Source organism: Posidoniimonas corsicana, from assembly GCF_007859765.1.
Classification (GTDB): domain Bacteria; phylum Planctomycetota; class Planctomycetia; order Pirellulales; family Lacipirellulaceae; genus Posidoniimonas; species Posidoniimonas corsicana.
Genome location: NZ_SIHJ01000004.1, coordinates 174694 through 191088, shown reverse-complemented (window position 1 = coordinate 191088; position 16395 = coordinate 174694). Strand labels below are relative to the sequence as shown.

The following is a 16395-nucleotide window of genomic DNA, read 5'->3' as shown; positions in this document are numbered from 1 at the left end:
GGAGAAGGCTCCGTACAGCTGTTCCAGAGAATGGCAGACTGCCGTGCAATGTGGTACCACCGGGCATGTATCCAGAGTATTCCACGGAGTCTGAACGCAAGATGGTATACCGCATCGCCCTTCTAGTCTCGGCCGTGATCGGCGCCACGACCGTGGCGCCGCATGGCGCCAACGCCAGCGAAGCGGCAGCCGGAGTACGCACCCGAGAGTCGATCAACTTCGGCTGGCGGTTCTACAAGTACGGCCCCGACGAAACGCCCGACCCGCTGGTCTACGACGCACGGCCCGAAATCACCGACCGGCGCGAGACGCGGCCCGCCGACGAACGACCAACCGAGGCGGTGCAGGTGCGGTCTGATCAAGCGGTCCTCAAGCCGTGGATCCTGCCAACGGCGAATGCGTTCATCAAGGATCCAGCCAACCACCATGCGCGGCCCGCGGGGTCTCCGGGCAGCGACTTTGCTTTCGTCCAAGCCGGGTTTGACGACACCGCCTGGGAATCGGTTGACCTGCCGCACGACTGGGCGATTGCCGGCCCGTTCAGCGGCGGCTGGGGCGCGGCGGTCAGCGGCGGGATGGGGCGCCTGCCAAGTCCCGGCGTCGCGTGGTATCGCCGCCAGCTCGATATTCCCGAATCGAGCGCCGGCAAGTCGGTCTTCCTCGAGGTCGACGGGGCGATGTCCTACGCCATGGTGTGGCTCAACGGCCAGCTGGTTGGCGGCTGGCCATTTGGCTATGCGTCCTGGCAGGTCGACCTCACTCCCTACATCCGCCCCGGCGGGGTGAACCAGCTCGCCATCCGACTAGACAACCCGCCCGAATCTTCACGCTGGTACCCGGGCGGCGGCCTGTACCGCAATGTATGGCTGACGACCGTTTCGCCAATCCACATTGGGCAGTGGGGGACCTGCGTCACGACCCGCGACGTCTCGCCCGAGTCCGCGGTAGTCGAGTTGCGTGTTGAGGTTGCCAACCGTTCGTCATCAGCAGCGGAGGTGACACTCAGCACCGACATCTACGAACTCGGCCAGGACGACCGCCCGAGTGGCGATCCGGTGGCGTCGATCGAACCTGCGCCGCTTTCGGTCGATAGCGGTCGCACTGCATCAATTCGAGGCGCGGCCAAAATCAGTTCTCCGCGGCTGTGGGGGCCGCCCCCAACTCAGGAGCCACACAGGTATCTTGCGCGAACCAGGCTGTACGCGGAGGGCGAGGTCGTGGACGAGTACGACACGCCGTTCGGCATCCGCGACCTGCGGTTTGATCCCAACCGCGGCGTTCTGGTGAACGGCGAGCACATCCCGATCCGCGGCGCCAACCAACACCACGACCTCGGACCGCTAGGCGCCGCGTTCAACGTTCGCGCCGCCGAGCGACAGCTCGAGGTTCTCAGAGAGGCCGGCTGCAACGCAATCCGCATGTCGCACAACCCGCCGGCGCAGGAGCTTCTGGACCTGACCGACAAGATGGGCTTCTTGGTCATCGACGAGACCTTCGACGTTTGGGAGCGGAAGAAGACGCCGCTCGACTTCCATCTCATCTTTCCCGAGTGGAGCGAGCCCGACACCCGCGCCCTCGTGCGGCGTGACCGCAACCACCCATCGGTCATCGCGTGGAGCATCGGCAACGAGGTGGGCGAGCAGTACACCGGCGAGGCCGGCGCCGCGGTCGCCCGGCGACTCCACGACATCGTGAAAGAGGAAGACCCAACCCGGCCGACGACCACCGCGATGAATTTTTCGAAGCCGGACATGCCGCTACCTGCCGAGGTTGATCTCATCAGCCTCAACTACCAAGGCGAGGGCATCCGGGATGCGCCCGCCTACCGCGGACTGCAGGGCATCCGCACCCCGCCACTGTACCCGGCGTTCCGCGAGGCGTTCCCCGACAAGGTCATCGTAAGCAGCGAAAACGCGGCGGCGGTCAGCACCCGTGGCGCCTACCTGTTCCCCGTGACCAAGGGGGTGAGCGCCCCGGTGGCCGATGGCGCCGGGGGTGACCCGGACACCCGCCAGGTGAGCTCTTACGAGCTCTACACGACCCCGTTCGGATCATCGGCAGACAAGGTGTTCCGGTCGCTCAAAGAGCACCCGTTTGTCGCCGGCGGGTTTGTGTGGAGCGGCTGGGACTACCTGGGCGAGCCGACTCCCTACTACCTCTCGCGCAGCTCCTACTTTGGGATTGTCGACTTGGCAGGTTTCAAGAAGGACCGTTTCTACCTCTACCAGTCGCACTGGCGGCCCGACCTGCCGCTGGTCCACATCCTGCCGCACTGGACCTGGCCGGGCCGCGAGGGGCAGGTCACGCCCGTCCATGTATTCACCTCGGGCGACGAGGTCGAGTTGTTCCTCAACGGCCAATCCCTAGGGCGTCAACGCAAGACGCCCGGTCAGCACCGCTTGCGATGGGATGACGTCGCCTACCAGCCTGGCACGCTCCGCGCCACGGCCTACAAGGATGGTCGAGAGTGGGCGAGCTCAGAGGTCCAAACGGCCGGCGCCGCGGCCGCGTTGGACGCGACGGTTGACCGGGATCAGCTGCTAGCAGACGGACGGGACTTGGCCTTCGTCTCAATTCGCATTGCCGACTCCAGTGGCGTCACCGCGCCGCTTGCCAATCACCCGCTTACGTTCGAGCTGAAAGGCCCTGGCGAGATCATCGCAACCGCCAATGGCGACCCCACCAACCTTACCCCATTCCCCTCCTCTACCCGCAGCGCCTTTCACGGCAGGTGCCTGGCCATTGTGCGGACGAATCGCGACGAGCCGGGCGAGCTAAAGCTGACCGTGCGCGCCGAAGCGTTGCGGCCCGTATCGCTCTCGCTCAGGTCAAGGTGAAGTCGCGTCCAAAGCGTCTGTCGCTGCAATTCAGAGCGGCGAGTGAACCACGATTGCACCCGGCGCAGACAAGTCCGCGATCGCATCATTCTTTTTCGCATTTACGCATCGCAGTTTCAGCGGCGCGCGATTAACTTGACGATTAGCTTTTCTGGAGATGCGCTGCACGCCCAAGGGCAGTGGCGCGAGCGACTCGGTCTTAAATCTTATCAACTCGTTCGAGGTCGTGAGCAACGAATCCGGGGCTCGACACCAACGGCTACGCAGGGCGTTCTCGGTTGGGTTAAAAGAAAGCCACCTGCCGCTCGCCGTCGGCCCCGGCGACCTGAGAGACAACTCCGTCCACCACCTAGAGGGACTCCTCTGATGAGAACTACAGTTGCGGCATTGGTATTGAGTCTGCTCCTTGGTTCGTGCCCTGCGTGGGCCGTTGTGATTGTCACCGGCACCGGCAGCGGGCGCGTCGACGAACTCGGAACGAGCGGCAATTTCCCATACGCTCTGCAAGGCGACGGCAATGCCCTCGTCTTCGGCGTCTACGCCGACAACAACATCACGTACTCGAACGCCATGTACGGTGGCGCTTCGCCGGACGCGTTCGTCTCTGACGGTCGTGTGGGGTTGTTCTACTTCGCGAACCCAGCCGCGTCCGGCAACTTCACCTTCGACGTTGATGTAAGCGTCGCCGACGCCGGATACTTCCTCTACGAACTGGACTACGTCGACACGTCCTCCTCACCGATCACCGCGATCGACAACTCGATCACTACCACCGCCGATTCGCAGTTCGTGCTCAACTACGCCGGGCTCAACTTCGGCAACGGCGCCGGCACAACGCCCGCCGCCGGATCGATCATCAGCTCATCTGGCGTGTTCGACATCGACGGCGGCGCGGGCGGCGGCGCCCTGGCCTACGGCAGCGGATTCGGCGGCGGCGCGGGCGTGCAGACCCTCGGCTGGGACCGGATGAACGGCAACGACTCGGGCGATGTCGCGATCGCGTTGTTTGGCGTCGCCGGCGGGCCCACCCCATGGAACGTCAATGGCGGCGGGAGCTACAACTCCGGCGCGAACTGGCTCGGAGGGGCGGTCCCCGCCGACAACCCCTTCTTCAGCTCCGCTCACGCCACGGACAGCACCGCAACGGTCACCCTCGACGCCCCGGTCAGCCTGAGCGAGATGACGTTCAGCAACGCCAATCAGTACGAGATTGCCGGCCCCAGCGCGCTGACGCTCACCGGCGGCGCCAACATCCTCGTGGGTGAGGGCACGCACGAGATCAGTGCGGTCGTCGCGGGCGGCGCCGGGCTGACTAAGTCGGGGGGCGGCGCCTTGGTCCTGTCGGGCGCCAACACCTACACGGGGACCACGTCCGTCTCGGGCGGGGCGCTGCAGCTCCCGGTGACCGGAAGCGTGCCGGGCGCCGTGAGCGTCGCGGAGGCGGGCACACTCGCCTTTGTTGCCGGGTTCGACGGCGCCTTCCCGAACGCCGTGTCCGGCGCTGGGAGCGTGCTTGTCGACTCGTCGCTCACAACCGAAACGGTTGGCTTCAACTCCGCCAAGACCTACACAGGGACGACCCAGATCTCCGGAGGCACGCTCCAGGTAAGCCACGCATCCGCACTCGGCGCCGGCGACGCGACCACGCTCACGGGCACTACCGTCAGCGAGAATGGCAGCCAGAACAACGGAAAGCTGGCTCTGAGCGGCAATGTCACGGTCGCCAACGAGCTGCTGACGCTCTTCCCGCGTCGGGGTGAAGGGGTCGCGGACCTGGTGCACGTCACCAGCGCCGGCAACAACACGTGGAGTGGAAACATCAAGGGCGATGTCAACGGCGACAACTACAACTTTGAGTCCACCTCCGGGACCCTGACGCTCGGCGGAACCATCTCCGCTCCCGATGGCGACGGCGGCGTCCGCAACTTTGTCTTCTCCGGTGCAGGGAACATCGACCTTGCTGGCCGGCTCGTCGACTACGGCACCGACGAGAACGGCATGAGCGGGGTCCCGATCAACGAAGAGAACAACGTCAACGTCATCAAACGCGGTTCGGGCACGCTAACGATCAACACCAAGACCGACGCCAACGACGACTACTGGTTTGGCTCCACCACGGTCGAATCCGGAACACTCCGGGTGAACGGCGCCGGCGACAACGGCGAGCTCCGCTCCGACGTGCAGGTAAACGCCGGCGCCACGCTCGACGTCAGCAACGGCTTCAGCAAGTACAATCTGATCCCGATCGCCCCCTACGAGACCGGGCTGAGCGGCGGTGGAACCGTGGTCGCCAACAGGCTGGGCGTGTGGGAGTCTAGCACCCTCTCGCCCGGCGACGGTGTCGGGACCCTGTCGGTCAACGGCGGCGTCGACCTGTTCTACTTCGACGCCGACGAGGCCACCGTCAACAACACCGGTTCGCTCAACTTCCAGCTCGGCGACGACGCCACCGTCAAGTCGGTCGGCAACTCTGAGAACGACCTGATCTCCGTCAACGGCGCCTTCACGATCGGCGCCGGCGGCGGGGGCGGCGCCGCATTCGGCTCCGAGCAGTTCGTCGTGAATGTGACGATCGCCGAAGGGGTCTTCGACACGGCCAACAACTACACGCTGATCGACGCCAGCACGCTCACGCTCAACGGCGGGGCCTCGGCGTCAAACTTCCAGGTGAACTTCACCGACACGCTTGGCAACGTTATCACCGGGTCCCGCTACTCCGCCGCGATCGTGCTCGACACCGCCGCGGACGAGGTGCAGCTGGACGTCGACGGCACGCCCGTGAGCCTAACCTGGACCGGCGCCAATGGTCAGGCCTGGGACATCCAGACCACCGCCAATTGGACCGGCGGCGACACCGTATTCGCCAACCTCGACCAGGTGACGTTCAACGACTCCGCCGTGGTTGGCGGCCCGCAGGCGGGCGACTTCAACAGCGACGGCTCCGTGGACGCCGCCGACTACACCATCTGGCGGGACAACCTCGGGCAGAGCGACGACGCGCTCAACGGCAACGGCACCGGCGACGCCAGCGGCAACGTCGTGCAGGCCGACTACGACCTCTGGCGAGACAACTACGGACAAACAGGCGGCGGCGGTGGCGTCACGGTCGATATTTCCGGTGCAGACGTCTTCCCGTCGCAGGTGATCTTCGACAGCTCTACGGGCAACACCTACACCATCACGGGCGACAGCGGTTTCGGCGGCGCCACGCCAATCAACATCACCGGCAACGTCACCGCCGTGCTGAGGAACAACAACACACTGCAGGGCGCCATCAGCATCGGGGAAAACGCGACCCTGGACATTGGCGGGGACGTGTCGGGGAACATAAGTGGGTCTGGAACCCTGGTGGTTGGCAGTGGGTTCAACACCTTCAGCAGCGCGAACTCGCTCACCGGCCCGGTGGTCATCCAAAACGCGACGCTGAACCTCAACAACGCCCAGGCGCTCGGCTCATCGGCCGTTGGAACCACCATCAGCGCCGGCGGCGACCTCACCTTCAACTTCACCGACCTAAGCCTCGCGGAACCGCTGACCTTCAATGGGGGGAGCGTGAGCGCAATCGAGAGCACCGCAACGCTGACCGGCGCGATCAACGTCGCTGCCGGCGGGGCAAGCTTCCGGGTAGCGAACACCGGCGGCGGCGAGTCGACGATGACAATCAATCAGGACATCGCGGGGACCCAGTCTGGCCCTGTGACCCTCACCGTGAGCAATGGCCTTACGATGAGCCTCCTAAACAACGTCAGCAACAACGGCGTCCTGACCAAGACTGGCGCCGGAACCGTCCAGATCGCCAGCACAACCGCAATTGCCGCTCCGGAAATCGCCGCGAATGGCGGCACGATTGACGTCACGGCTCAGTCGTCACTGCAGCTTGCCGGCGGTCAAACCCTGAGCGGCAAGAGCGGCACGATCGCGGGCAACGTCTCGACGACCAGCGGCGCTGTTATCCGCATAGGTGACGCGGTGATGCCGCAAGGCCCCAATGCGGATTATATCGACGCGACCTGGGGCGCCGAAGGCAACACGACCCTTGCAAGCGGCGCCGAACTGAACCCGCCAAACGGGAGCTTCCAGGGCAACGACGAGTGGGCAGCGCGGGCGTTCGGAAACAACGGCGACCTGCTGCAGGGGGCGCCGACAACACCTCCTGATGAGGCCGCTGTGCCGGTGATCAAGACTACGATCACCGGACTTGAGCCGAATACCTCCTACGACGTCTACGCAAACTTCTGGGACAACGCCGCGGTGTGGCCAATTCAGGCGGGCGCCAGCGAAGGCTCGTTAACGCTCTTCAATGCTCCCGGCGACGGCCTCGAGGGCGCAACCGATGCGGTGCCCCTGGACAACTTCCTGTTCACCGGCCCCGTCATGCTCACCGAGTCGGACCGGACGATGTACGGCGCCCCGGTCGGCTCACTCGTTTCGAACGGCGCCGGCGAGATCGAAGTCTTCATCGACGACACCGGCGCCGGCCCGAACGGCCGGACGCTCTACGACGGCATCACGCTGACGGACGGATCGACCAGCGCTTTTGGGCAGTCGTTCACCGTCGACGGCGACCTCTCGCTGGTCGATGGATCGACGATCCAGTTTGATATTGCCAACGCCGGCGTCAACGACCTGCTGACGGTTACCGGCGCACTGTCGGTCGCGGACGGGTTCATTCTGGAGGTCAGCCTCGACGCAAGCGTGTCCGCGGCGTCCCTGCTGGCCGGCGATTCCTGGAACCTGTTCGATTTTGGTTCCGCAAGCGGCGTGTTTGACGAGGCGGACTTCATCCTGCCGGCCGGGCTCGCCGGCGGGTTGGAGTGGGATACCAGCGGCTTGCTGACAACCGGATCGCTCAGTGTCGTTGCAACGGGGGCCGCAGCCGCGGCGCCTGAGCCCGCGACGGCGATGCTGCTGCTGAGCATTGCCGGTCTGGCCGCCGGCGTCCGCAGGCGGGCTGAGTAGTCGAGCGACAAGTCTGGGGCAGACGGACGCCGCGCCGGTAGTCGCCGGCGCGGCGCAATTTCGGAGTGCAAAGCGGAGCGGCGTAGGTTGGGTTGGTGGTTGAGTACTCGGCCCAATCTCGCTGCTATTTGTTCTTGCAGATAGACGTCAGAACGATTCGGCTGAATAAACCGGTCGGTGCTGGCGGCGATGGAAACCAATCAACGAGGTTGTGAGGAGGTCGAAAATGGAGTCTGTCTCGAGCAGCTGCCCACGCTCGCGCATCGATCGCGGGTTCACTCTCGTCGAGCTACTCGTGGTGATCGCGATCATCGGTATCCTGATCGCGTTGCTGCTGCCTGCGGTCCAGGCCGCGCGGGAAGCCGCCCGCCGCGCCCAGTGCACCAATCAGCTCAAGCAGATGGGCCTGGCGGTGCACAACTTCGAGGGGACCTACAAGCGGGCGCCGGGCGGGTCGGGGTACCCGCAGTGGTGGGTCGACCAGGCCCGCTACTGGCAGACGGGCGAACAGGTGGAATGGAACTGGATTACGGCCCTCATGCCGTTCATGGAGGACCAGGCGTTAAAGGACTCGTTCCACATGGAGCTGGGCGGGCCGAACGGCGCCTACCCCGGTAGCGGGAACCTCTCGGACCCGAACTCCAACCAGGCGCTCTGCGCCAACGCCCGCATGCCTGCGATGCTCTGCCCCTCGGACCCGTTTTCGTCGATTGTGGTCAAGCAGCCTGGCGAACTGCAGGTCTGGGGAATTGAGAACCCACCGACAGCCCAAGGCAATTCCTACCTCGGTTCGATGGGTCCAACCGCACAGGACTACTGCCACTTTGGCGGCGGCGCCCCTGACGTGTGCATGGGCAGCTCATGGGGCACGCAGCCTAACAAAGGTTTCGGCTCGTCGGACTGCTTTGCAAACGGCACCTGCGTGCAGGATGGGATGTGTGTCGGGATGATCTGCCGCAACCCGAAGGGAGTCCGGTTCAGCAAGGTCACCGATGGGCTTTCGAAGACCTACCTGATCGGCGAAACGCTCGCCGACGACAGCAACCGCAACTGCCTGCTCTGCACCAACACGCCGCTCGCCAGCACGAACGTGCCGCTCAACACTCCCGGCACGTGGCGGGACAACCCAGACGCTTACTACATCTTCAACTCGTTCCGGAGCGCTCACCCCGGCGGCGCCAACATGCTGTACGCCGACGGGTCGGTTCACTACGAGGTGACGTCGATCGACTACCATACGTGGAACTACTTCGGCACGACCTCGGCCTCCGACGGCGAGTGGAGCGAGGAGCTCAAGGGCAGCGGCGGCGGCGCCGGCGGCGGTGGAGGGGGTGGAGGGTTTTGAGGACGCCTATGCTGTACTGCAAATATGCCGGAGTTCTCGTGACTGCCGTGGCCTGCCTTGCCGCGGCCGGCTGCGGGGGCTCGGGGATGCCAACCACCAAGGTTCAGGGCGCCGTCACGTTTGAAGGCGGCCCGCCCCCGAAGCCCGGCGATATCTCCTTCAGCCTCGTCGAAGGCACCGGCGCCGCCGGACTCCCCTACCGACCGGGGAGCGGTTCGTTCGGAACCGACGGTAAATTCGAGGTGACCTCGTTCGAGAAGGGCGACGGCCTGCTCCCCGGCACCTACGAGGTGCGGATCACCTGCCTGTCGGCGCCGCCTTCGCAGGGCCCGCTCGCCAAGCTGAGCTACGTGCCCCTCGACTGGGAGGCAGAGAACCTCGTGATCACGGGAGACGAGTCCGCTATCACCGTCGACTACGACGTCCCACTCAACAAGAATGTACGCCAGTAACCCTCCGGTATTTCGTGGAACGGCGATACATGACGAATCACACTTCTCGTACAGCAGACCGGCACGGCGCAAGGCGGCTTCTCGGGGCCGTTGACACAGGCCGCGTCGCAACCGCGCTGCTGTGCCTGGCCGTGGTCAGCACAGCCCCCGCTGCAGAGTCCGGGGCCTCATCGCGCGAACGCACGCTCGCCGCAGCGGCACGCGCACACAAGGCGGTCAAACGCACCGACCCGAACTCGGTCCTTGCACACCAGCAACTTCTCGAGAAGACCAAGTACGGCCAGATCGACCTCTACTTCGTTGGCGATTCGATCACCAGGCGGTGGGGCGGGACCGACTACCCGGAGTACCTGAAGCACTGGCAGGAGAGTTTCCACGGCTGGAACGCGGCCAATTTCGCCTGGGGCGGCGACAACACCCACAACATCCTGTGGCGACTCCGCAACGGCGAGCTCGACGGCGTAGAGCCGAAGGTGGTCGTGCTGCAAGCGGGGACCAACAACCTGCCGTGGCAAGGCGCGGCCGACGCGTCGCACGTCGACGACATCGTCACCGGGGTGCAGGCGATCCTCCACGAGTTCGCAACCCGCACGCCCGACGCGAAGATCATCCTGGTCGGCCTGTTCGCCAGGCCTCAGAACCCAGGCGCCGCAGAAGCGATCAACGAGGCGAACAAATGCCTGGCCGAACTCGCCGACGGCGACGCCATCCGGTACCTCGACATCAACGAGGGGCTTGTCGCTACCGACGGCAAGGCCCGGCCAGGCGTGTTCTCCGATGGCCTGCACCTGGGCCTGCCCGGGTACATCGTGTGGGAGAAGGCCCTCAATCCGGTGCTCATCGAGTTGCTTGGCCCTCCTGCGAAGGAGGATCACGCGCCGCCCCCCACAGGCGACCCCAGCGCCAAGCGGTGATATCGCGGCTGTTGGCGTGCGCTGCTTCGTGTCGCGACTCACCATCGACGCCGACCGCATCCGCGTCAGCGTTTTGCGCATTCGTCCCAGGCCACGCCTGGCGATCGCAAGTAGGATGGGCTGCATCATTCGTGAAAGACTGCTCGCCCACGCAGCGGACCTTCTAGTCTCGCTTACCCGCCCGTTTCCGCCTCCTCGACGACGTTATGCGCCTACTGCTAGCGACTGCCTGCCCGATTGTCCTCGTCCAGTTCGGCTTCATCCCGGCATGCTGCTCGCAGGTCACACTCTCGGTCGTGAACAGCGGATTCGAAGCGGGATCACCGACCAACCCGCCTAGCGGTTGGACCGTCGCCGCGGGCAGAAATCCGCTGTGGATTGGCGACGCGCCAATTGGCAACGCTAACCCTGACGCCGCCTTCGAGGGGAACAACTTCCTCTCGGGGAGTTGGGAGCACTCGGGGCTGGGCAGCGCCGACTCGCTGATCGGCGGCGCTCAGAACAGCGGGCTCATCTATCAGGACATCGACCTAACGCCGCACAACGAGTTGATCTCGCAGGGCGACCGCCACCTGGGGCTCTCCTACGCCTTCTACAACAACGATGGCAACGACTTCGGCTTCGTGTCCTACGAGTTCTACGACGCGACCAACTCCCTCCTCGGCAGCAACTCCTACGTCACCCAGGCAAGCGGCGCCGGCTGGCAGCTGGTGGACAACCCTATGGCCGGTATGGTGCCCGCCACCTCGACCCGGCTGCGGATTTCGGTCGGCGCCGGGCTCAACCCCGGCTCGTTCGGCAGCGCGCGGAACGTCGCCTTTGACGCGATTGGCGCCAATCTGCTGCCGCCGCCACCGCCCGACGAGATCGGCGACATCGTGCACGGCAACCTGATCCAGTTCGACAGCGACGGCAACTGGACCTGGTACACGGACGAGCGGAGCATTGTAAACCCCAACAACGGCCACGTCCTGGTCAACTCGGTGGGCTTCGACGAGACCGTGCAGGGCGGCGGGTACCCGGGCAACGTCGATGTCGTGGATTTCGATCCCGTCAGCGGTCGGCGTGTGAGGACCCGGCTCTCCAACCAGGTGCAGGGGAACCCCGCCATCCAGAACGACGACCACAACGTGGGTGCCTTGCTGGTGCTTCCGGATGGGCGTTACCTGGCGACCTACGCTAACCACGGCAACAACGGCGGGCTGGGTGACGAGTGGACCCGCTACCGGGTCTCCACCAACCCGGGCGACAGCACCTCGTGGTCCGAAGAGCGGCTGTTCAACTGGTACGACAACGTGCCCGGAGCCGACCAGACCGGCAACCCGGACCAGGGCAACATCAGCTACCACAACCTGTTCTACCTGGCCGACGAGGGCAAGGTGTACGACATCTCACGCTCGTACGGCCGGCTCTCGACCAACGGCGCCGGACAGAATATGCCCAACGTCGCTGAATACCACCCCGACAGCAGCACGCTCGAGTGGAAGGGGCAGTTCCTCGAAAGCGACGCGCAGGGCTACTCCGCGTACCCAAAGTACGCCAGCGACGGCGAGTCGCGGATCTACTTCACCACGACCGAAACGCACCCCCGCAACTACAACAACAGCGTCTTCGCGGGCTACATCGAGGGCGGCCAGACGTTCGACATGCGGGGAAACCTGATCGACGCGAACCTGTTCGACAGCAACGTCACCGCGGGCGACGGCGCCGTACCGGACGCCACCGACTTCACCTTGGTCGCGGCGCCCGACGGGCTCGGAGAGGGCCACAACCGCCTCTGGACGACCGACGCCGCGCTCGATTCCCAGGGCAACCTGATGGCGTTGTACACCTCGCGGTGGAACACCGACGGGTCTGCCAACGACGGCGGGACCGAGAACCCGATCGACCACCGCCTGCACTTCGCCCGCTGGGACCCCAACTCTGAGTCCTGGTCCAACCAGGAGATCGCAAGGATGGGAGACCGCCTGTACGGCCCCGAGCAGGACTACACAGGACTGGGCGCCCTGATCCCCGGCGATGAGAACACGCTGTACATCTCAACGCCCTTCGACCCCCGCGACCCAACGTGGCAAACCGAGACCCGAAACCACGAGATCTACCGCGGCAACTACGACGGGAGCAAGTGGAACTGGCAAGCGATCACCGAGGACTCGACCGTCGACAACCTCCGCCCGATTGCTCCCGACACCCATGGAACAGGACCACAACCCGTGTTCTGGTTCCGTGGCGACTACACCACCGCCCACAACATCAACGCCGCGGTCGTCGGGATCATCGACCGCCCGCCGCGTGACCAAAGCGGGCTGGTGACCTACGTCGACGCCAACGCGTCGAACACCACCCAGCTCGATGGATCGGCCATCGGCGCTACAGCGCCATCAGACCTGGCTGGCCCGGACGACAACCTCTGGCACCAGCGGTCGGGCGTCGGCAATGGAGGAAGCGTCTACTCGTCCAACGAGTCCGGGACCGAGGACGCGGCGATGCTGCACACCACGCTTTCCGGATTGGCGGACGGCACGTACGATCTCTTCGCCTACTTCTGGAGCGACAACGACGAAGACTGGCGCCTCCTCGCCGGCCTTGAAGAGAACAACCTGATCGACTTCCGGAAGTACGGCTCTCAGCACGCCAATTCGGGTCAGTTCGAAAACGAAGTCGAAGTAGCGGCCAACGCCAACGACCTGCTGCTCTACCGCGCCTACCTAGGCAGATCGGAAGTGGCCGATGGCACCGACCTCCAGGTCTTCATCGACGATTGGCAGACGCTCAACGGCGCCGCATCTCGGACCTGGTTCGACGGCGTCGGCTACTCTCTGGTCGGCCCCAGCCTGCCCGGCGACTTCAACCGCGACGGGCTGGTTGACGCGGCCGACTACACGGTATGGCGTGACACCTTGGGGGCGACCGACCTCCCCCCCTACACCGCCGGCGACGCCAACGGCGACGGCCAGGTCACGCAGGCTGACTACCGGGTCTGGGCAGACACCTTCGGCCAAAGCCTCGCCGATCCCGCACAATCGTTTCAGGCCCCGGAGCCCACGGGCGGCCTGCTGCTCCTCCCCTTCGTGCTGCTAACTCGGCGCCGTCAGGCACCGGGAGCCCTGCGGCCGGCGTAGGGCGCATTAAAAACAGCCGGCGGAGGACCGCCGGCTGCGCGCGTTCGTCGGAGTAGACTGCCTCAGCTCAGCTCTCGCCGTAGCCGTCCTGATCGCGGAAGAAGCTGGGCGAGTAGGTGCTGCGGTACACCCGCACGGCGGGCGTGGGGACGCTGCGGTAGGTCGGCGTGGCCGAGCGGTAGTAGTAGTTGGACCGCTGGGAGTGCCGGTGGAACCAACCGGCAGACGCGTCGCTGACGGCGCAGGCGCCGAGGAAGGTCACGGTGAGGGCGGTGGCGAGAAGGTACTTGGGCATGGCTTACACCGTCTGGGAGAGGAGAGAAAAGCTGGGTGGGGTCGTGGGGCGGCGGCGGCTTTGGCGGGTCGGCACTACGTGTCGGTACGCATCGTCTGGCGGACCTGTTCGCCAAGGTTTGCCTTGCCTGCCTGAGCGATTCAGTATGCTCACGGCCGCCCAGCCCTTCAAGCAAAGGGGATTCGGCTTGCCGTCCGCATACAGAGGGTCCAACTCGCTCACGCGCCTATTCGGCACACTCCGCACGGTCCGCACAATGCGACCGGCGAACGCCGTTAGCTCGGCAGGTCGACGAGCTCGCTGCTCAGCTTCGACCGGAAGCGTTTGAGCTCGGGCAGCCACTGTTTGGCGTCCGCAGCGGCCCGGTCGTATTGGCCTGCCTTGCAAGCGTCTTCTAGCGACCTGAGCCCGGCCACCAACTCCGGCTCGCCAAAGCAGGCGACCTGGCCGGCGATACGGTGGGCCAGCACGTGCGCGTCGGGCAAACGTTGTTCGGCCACCGCGGCGGAAAGGTCGCGCTCCTGCTGGACGGCAACCTTCAGGTAGACCTCTGTCAGCTCCTGCTGCAGATCGGCTTCTCCATCTGCGCCGGGTTCACCGCTGTCGGCTGCGGGAGGGAAACCGCCCAGACCGGCAGTCGCCGCGATCTCTTGCTCAATCTGGGCCCGGCTGAACGGCTTGATCAGCACCGAATCGAAGACCGCTTCGAGCTGCGAATCCTCAAGCGACGCCCGGGCGTCGGCGGTCACGCACACCAGCCTGGGCGCCCGACCTCCCACTGCACCCTGACGGAGCGCGTTGGCGGTGGCCACGCCGTCCATGCCGGGGAGTTGCAGGTCCACGAACGCGATTTCGAACGACTGCTCCGCCGTCAGCTCCGCGGCCTGCTCGCCACTGTCCGCCACGGCGACGGCGTGCCCGGCGCCACTTAAGAACTCGTGGAAAACGGCCTGGATGACCTCGGTGTCCTCGACGACCAGCACCCGCCTGGGCGTCGTTTCCGTGGCGGGCGGATGATCGGCCTGCGGCGAGGCTGGGCCCGCCAGGCAGAAGTCGGTTGTTAGAGTGACCGTGGTCCCGACGCCGGGGCTGCTGGTGAGGCTGAGGTCCGCCCCCATCGCGTTCGCGATGCGCTTGCAGATCGCCAAGCCCAACCCGACGCCACTGATTGCGGTCGTCTTGTCGCCGGCCACCTGCGTAAACGGTTCGAAGACACGCCCGTGGTGCTCCTCGCTTATCCCGACGCCCGTGTCCTGGATTGTGTACCTGAGAGTGACCAGCGAACCGCTCGAGCGGAGCGTCTCGCAGCGGGCGTAGATCACCCCCTCGCTGGTCCACTTGATCGCGTTCGCAAGCAGGTTCAGCAGCACCTGCTCTAGCCGCCGCGCGTCACCCAGCACCCGCAACTCCTTGTCTACGCCCGCCATCGGCGCGAGGCTGAGGTTCTTCGCCTCGCAGGCGGGACGCATCATCTCGCAGACGCGTCCTAGCACCTCGTGCGGGGAGAACGGGCGGATCACCAGCTCCAGCTTGCCGGAGTCGATACGGGCGAAGTCGATCAGGTCGTTCAGCAGGCCGAGCAGCAGCTCGCCCGCCTGCGATACGGTGGCGAGGCTGTTGTCGCGGCGGTCCGGGTCGGTCTCGCCGCGGGCGACCTCGGTCATCCCGAGCACCGCGGTCATTGGCGTGCGGAGCTCGTGGCTCACGTTGGCCAAGAAACGGGACTTGGCGGCGTCCGCCTCCTCGGCCCGAAGCTTGGCGGCCCGCAGCCGCCGGCCGGTGCGGTTGAGGCGGGCGAGGGTACGGTCGATCTGTCGAACCGCGGGTCGAAAGATTAGCAGGCCTTCGGCCAGCAGCACGAGCAGCGTGAGCGCCAGGATCGCCCGCTCCAGCAGCCTAAGCCGCGCAACCTTGCCCTCTGCTTCCCGCACGTACTGCGAAACAATGTCGTCCATACCCGCCAGGAACTGGTCCTCGTGCTCCTGGATGGACGCCGCGGCCCGGGCCGCCATCGGCGGGCTGGTCGCCGGGTCGAGCAGCGTGAGGGCCGAGGAACGCATGGCCCGGTAATCGGGCTCGATCGCCGCGAACAGCCGCTGCACCGCCTGGGAGTTGTGACCCGGCAGTCCCTCTTCGGCGTCGCCGCTCTGCAGCCCACGGTGGGAGCGAGACCACAGGTCCAGCGTCTGACGCAGCTCGTCCCGCCCCGCGCTGTGTCCGGCGCCGGACGACTCGATCTGGAGCGAGGCTTTGGCGAGCTTCTGGCTGAGCATCCGCTGCCGACCCGCGATGTTGATGACCCGCGAGTCGCTCTCGCCGCGCACCAGCTGCCGCTGGACGAGCCACTGGCCACCGCAGGTCAACAGCGCCACGGAGCTGAGCGCGCTGACGTACAGGATGGTCATCAGCCGCCCCTGCGAGTGGGGGCCGCCCGTCCGTCCGCTTGATCTCCGCCTGATCATGATCGCGGG

The 16395-nt window shown here is 65.6% G+C and carries 8 protein-coding genes; 6 read left to right on the top strand and 2 right to left on the bottom strand.

Annotation, left to right across the window (positions count from 1 at the left end; translation table 11 throughout):
• Positions 1–101 precede the first annotated feature (101 nt).
• From galB to KOR34_RS22015, 6 genes are all read left to right on the top strand, one after another.
• A complete protein-coding gene (galB, locus tag KOR34_RS22040) occupies positions 102–2837 on the top strand; it encodes a beta-galactosidase GalB (RefSeq protein WP_146568285.1) in 2736 nt (911 codons plus the stop codon).
• A 366-nt stretch (positions 2838–3203) separates the two neighbouring features.
• Positions 3204–7796 (top strand): beta strand repeat-containing protein, encoded by a 4593-nt coding sequence (locus KOR34_RS22035; protein ID WP_146568284.1) that lies wholly within the window; start codon positions 3204–3206, stop codon positions 7794–7796.
• A 226-nt stretch (positions 7797–8022) separates the two neighbouring features.
• Entirely contained in the window at positions 8023–9141 is a 1119-nt protein-coding gene (locus KOR34_RS22030; protein WP_146568283.1) for a DUF1559 family PulG-like putative transporter, read from the top strand.
• A gap of 86 nt (positions 9142–9227) precedes the next feature.
• Positions 9228–9593 carry a hypothetical protein gene (locus KOR34_RS22025; protein ID WP_146568282.1) on the top strand — a complete coding sequence of 122 codons (366 nt, stop codon included), beginning with the start codon at positions 9228–9230 and terminating at the stop codon, positions 9591–9593.
• 29 nt (positions 9594–9622) lie between these two features.
• Positions 9623–10507, top strand: coding sequence for a GDSL-type esterase/lipase family protein (locus KOR34_RS22020; protein WP_146568281.1), 885 nt, complete (start codon positions 9623–9625; stop codon positions 10505–10507).
• A 206-nt stretch (positions 10508–10713) separates the two neighbouring features.
• Entirely contained in the window at positions 10714–13629 is a 2916-nt protein-coding gene (locus KOR34_RS22015) for a BNR-4 repeat-containing protein (protein WP_146568280.1), read from the top strand.
• 67 nt (positions 13630–13696) lie between these two features.
• Here the strand turns inward: KOR34_RS22015 and KOR34_RS22010 are convergent, their stop codons facing one another.
• Positions 13697–13924, bottom strand: a complete 228-nt coding sequence (locus KOR34_RS22010) for a hypothetical protein (RefSeq protein WP_146568279.1) — start codon at positions 13922–13924, stop codon at positions 13697–13699.
• Between the two features lie 275 nt (positions 13925–14199).
• Entirely contained in the window at positions 14200–16386 is a 2187-nt protein-coding gene (locus KOR34_RS22005) for an ATP-binding protein (protein ID WP_146568278.1), read from the bottom strand.
• Positions 16387–16395: the final 9 nt, after the last annotated feature.

Excerpts from the sequence above, each read along its gene's own strand:
- galB (WP_146568285.1), top strand. The coding sequence starts at position 102 with ATGGTATACCGCATCGCCCTTCTAGTCTCGGCCGTGATCGGCGCCACG.
- KOR34_RS22035 (WP_146568284.1), top strand. The coding sequence starts at position 3,204 with ATGAGAACTACAGTTGCGGCATTGGTATTGAGTCTGCTCCTTGGTTCG.
- KOR34_RS22030 (WP_146568283.1), top strand. The coding sequence starts at position 8,023 with ATGGAGTCTGTCTCGAGCAGCTGCCCACGCTCGCGCATCGATCGCGGG.
- KOR34_RS22025 (WP_146568282.1), top strand. The coding sequence starts at position 9,228 with ATGCCAACCACCAAGGTTCAGGGCGCCGTCACGTTTGAAGGCGGCCCG.
- KOR34_RS22020 (WP_146568281.1), top strand. The coding sequence starts at position 9,623 with ATGACGAATCACACTTCTCGTACAGCAGACCGGCACGGCGCAAGGCGG.
- KOR34_RS22015 (WP_146568280.1), top strand. The coding sequence starts at position 10,714 with ATGCGCCTACTGCTAGCGACTGCCTGCCCGATTGTCCTCGTCCAGTTC.
- KOR34_RS22010 (WP_146568279.1), bottom strand. The coding sequence starts at position 13,924 with ATGCCCAAGTACCTTCTCGCCACCGCCCTCACCGTGACCTTCCTCGGC.
- KOR34_RS22005 (WP_146568278.1), bottom strand. The coding sequence starts at position 16,386 with ATGATCAGGCGGAGATCAAGCGGACGGACGGGCGGCCCCCACTCGCAG.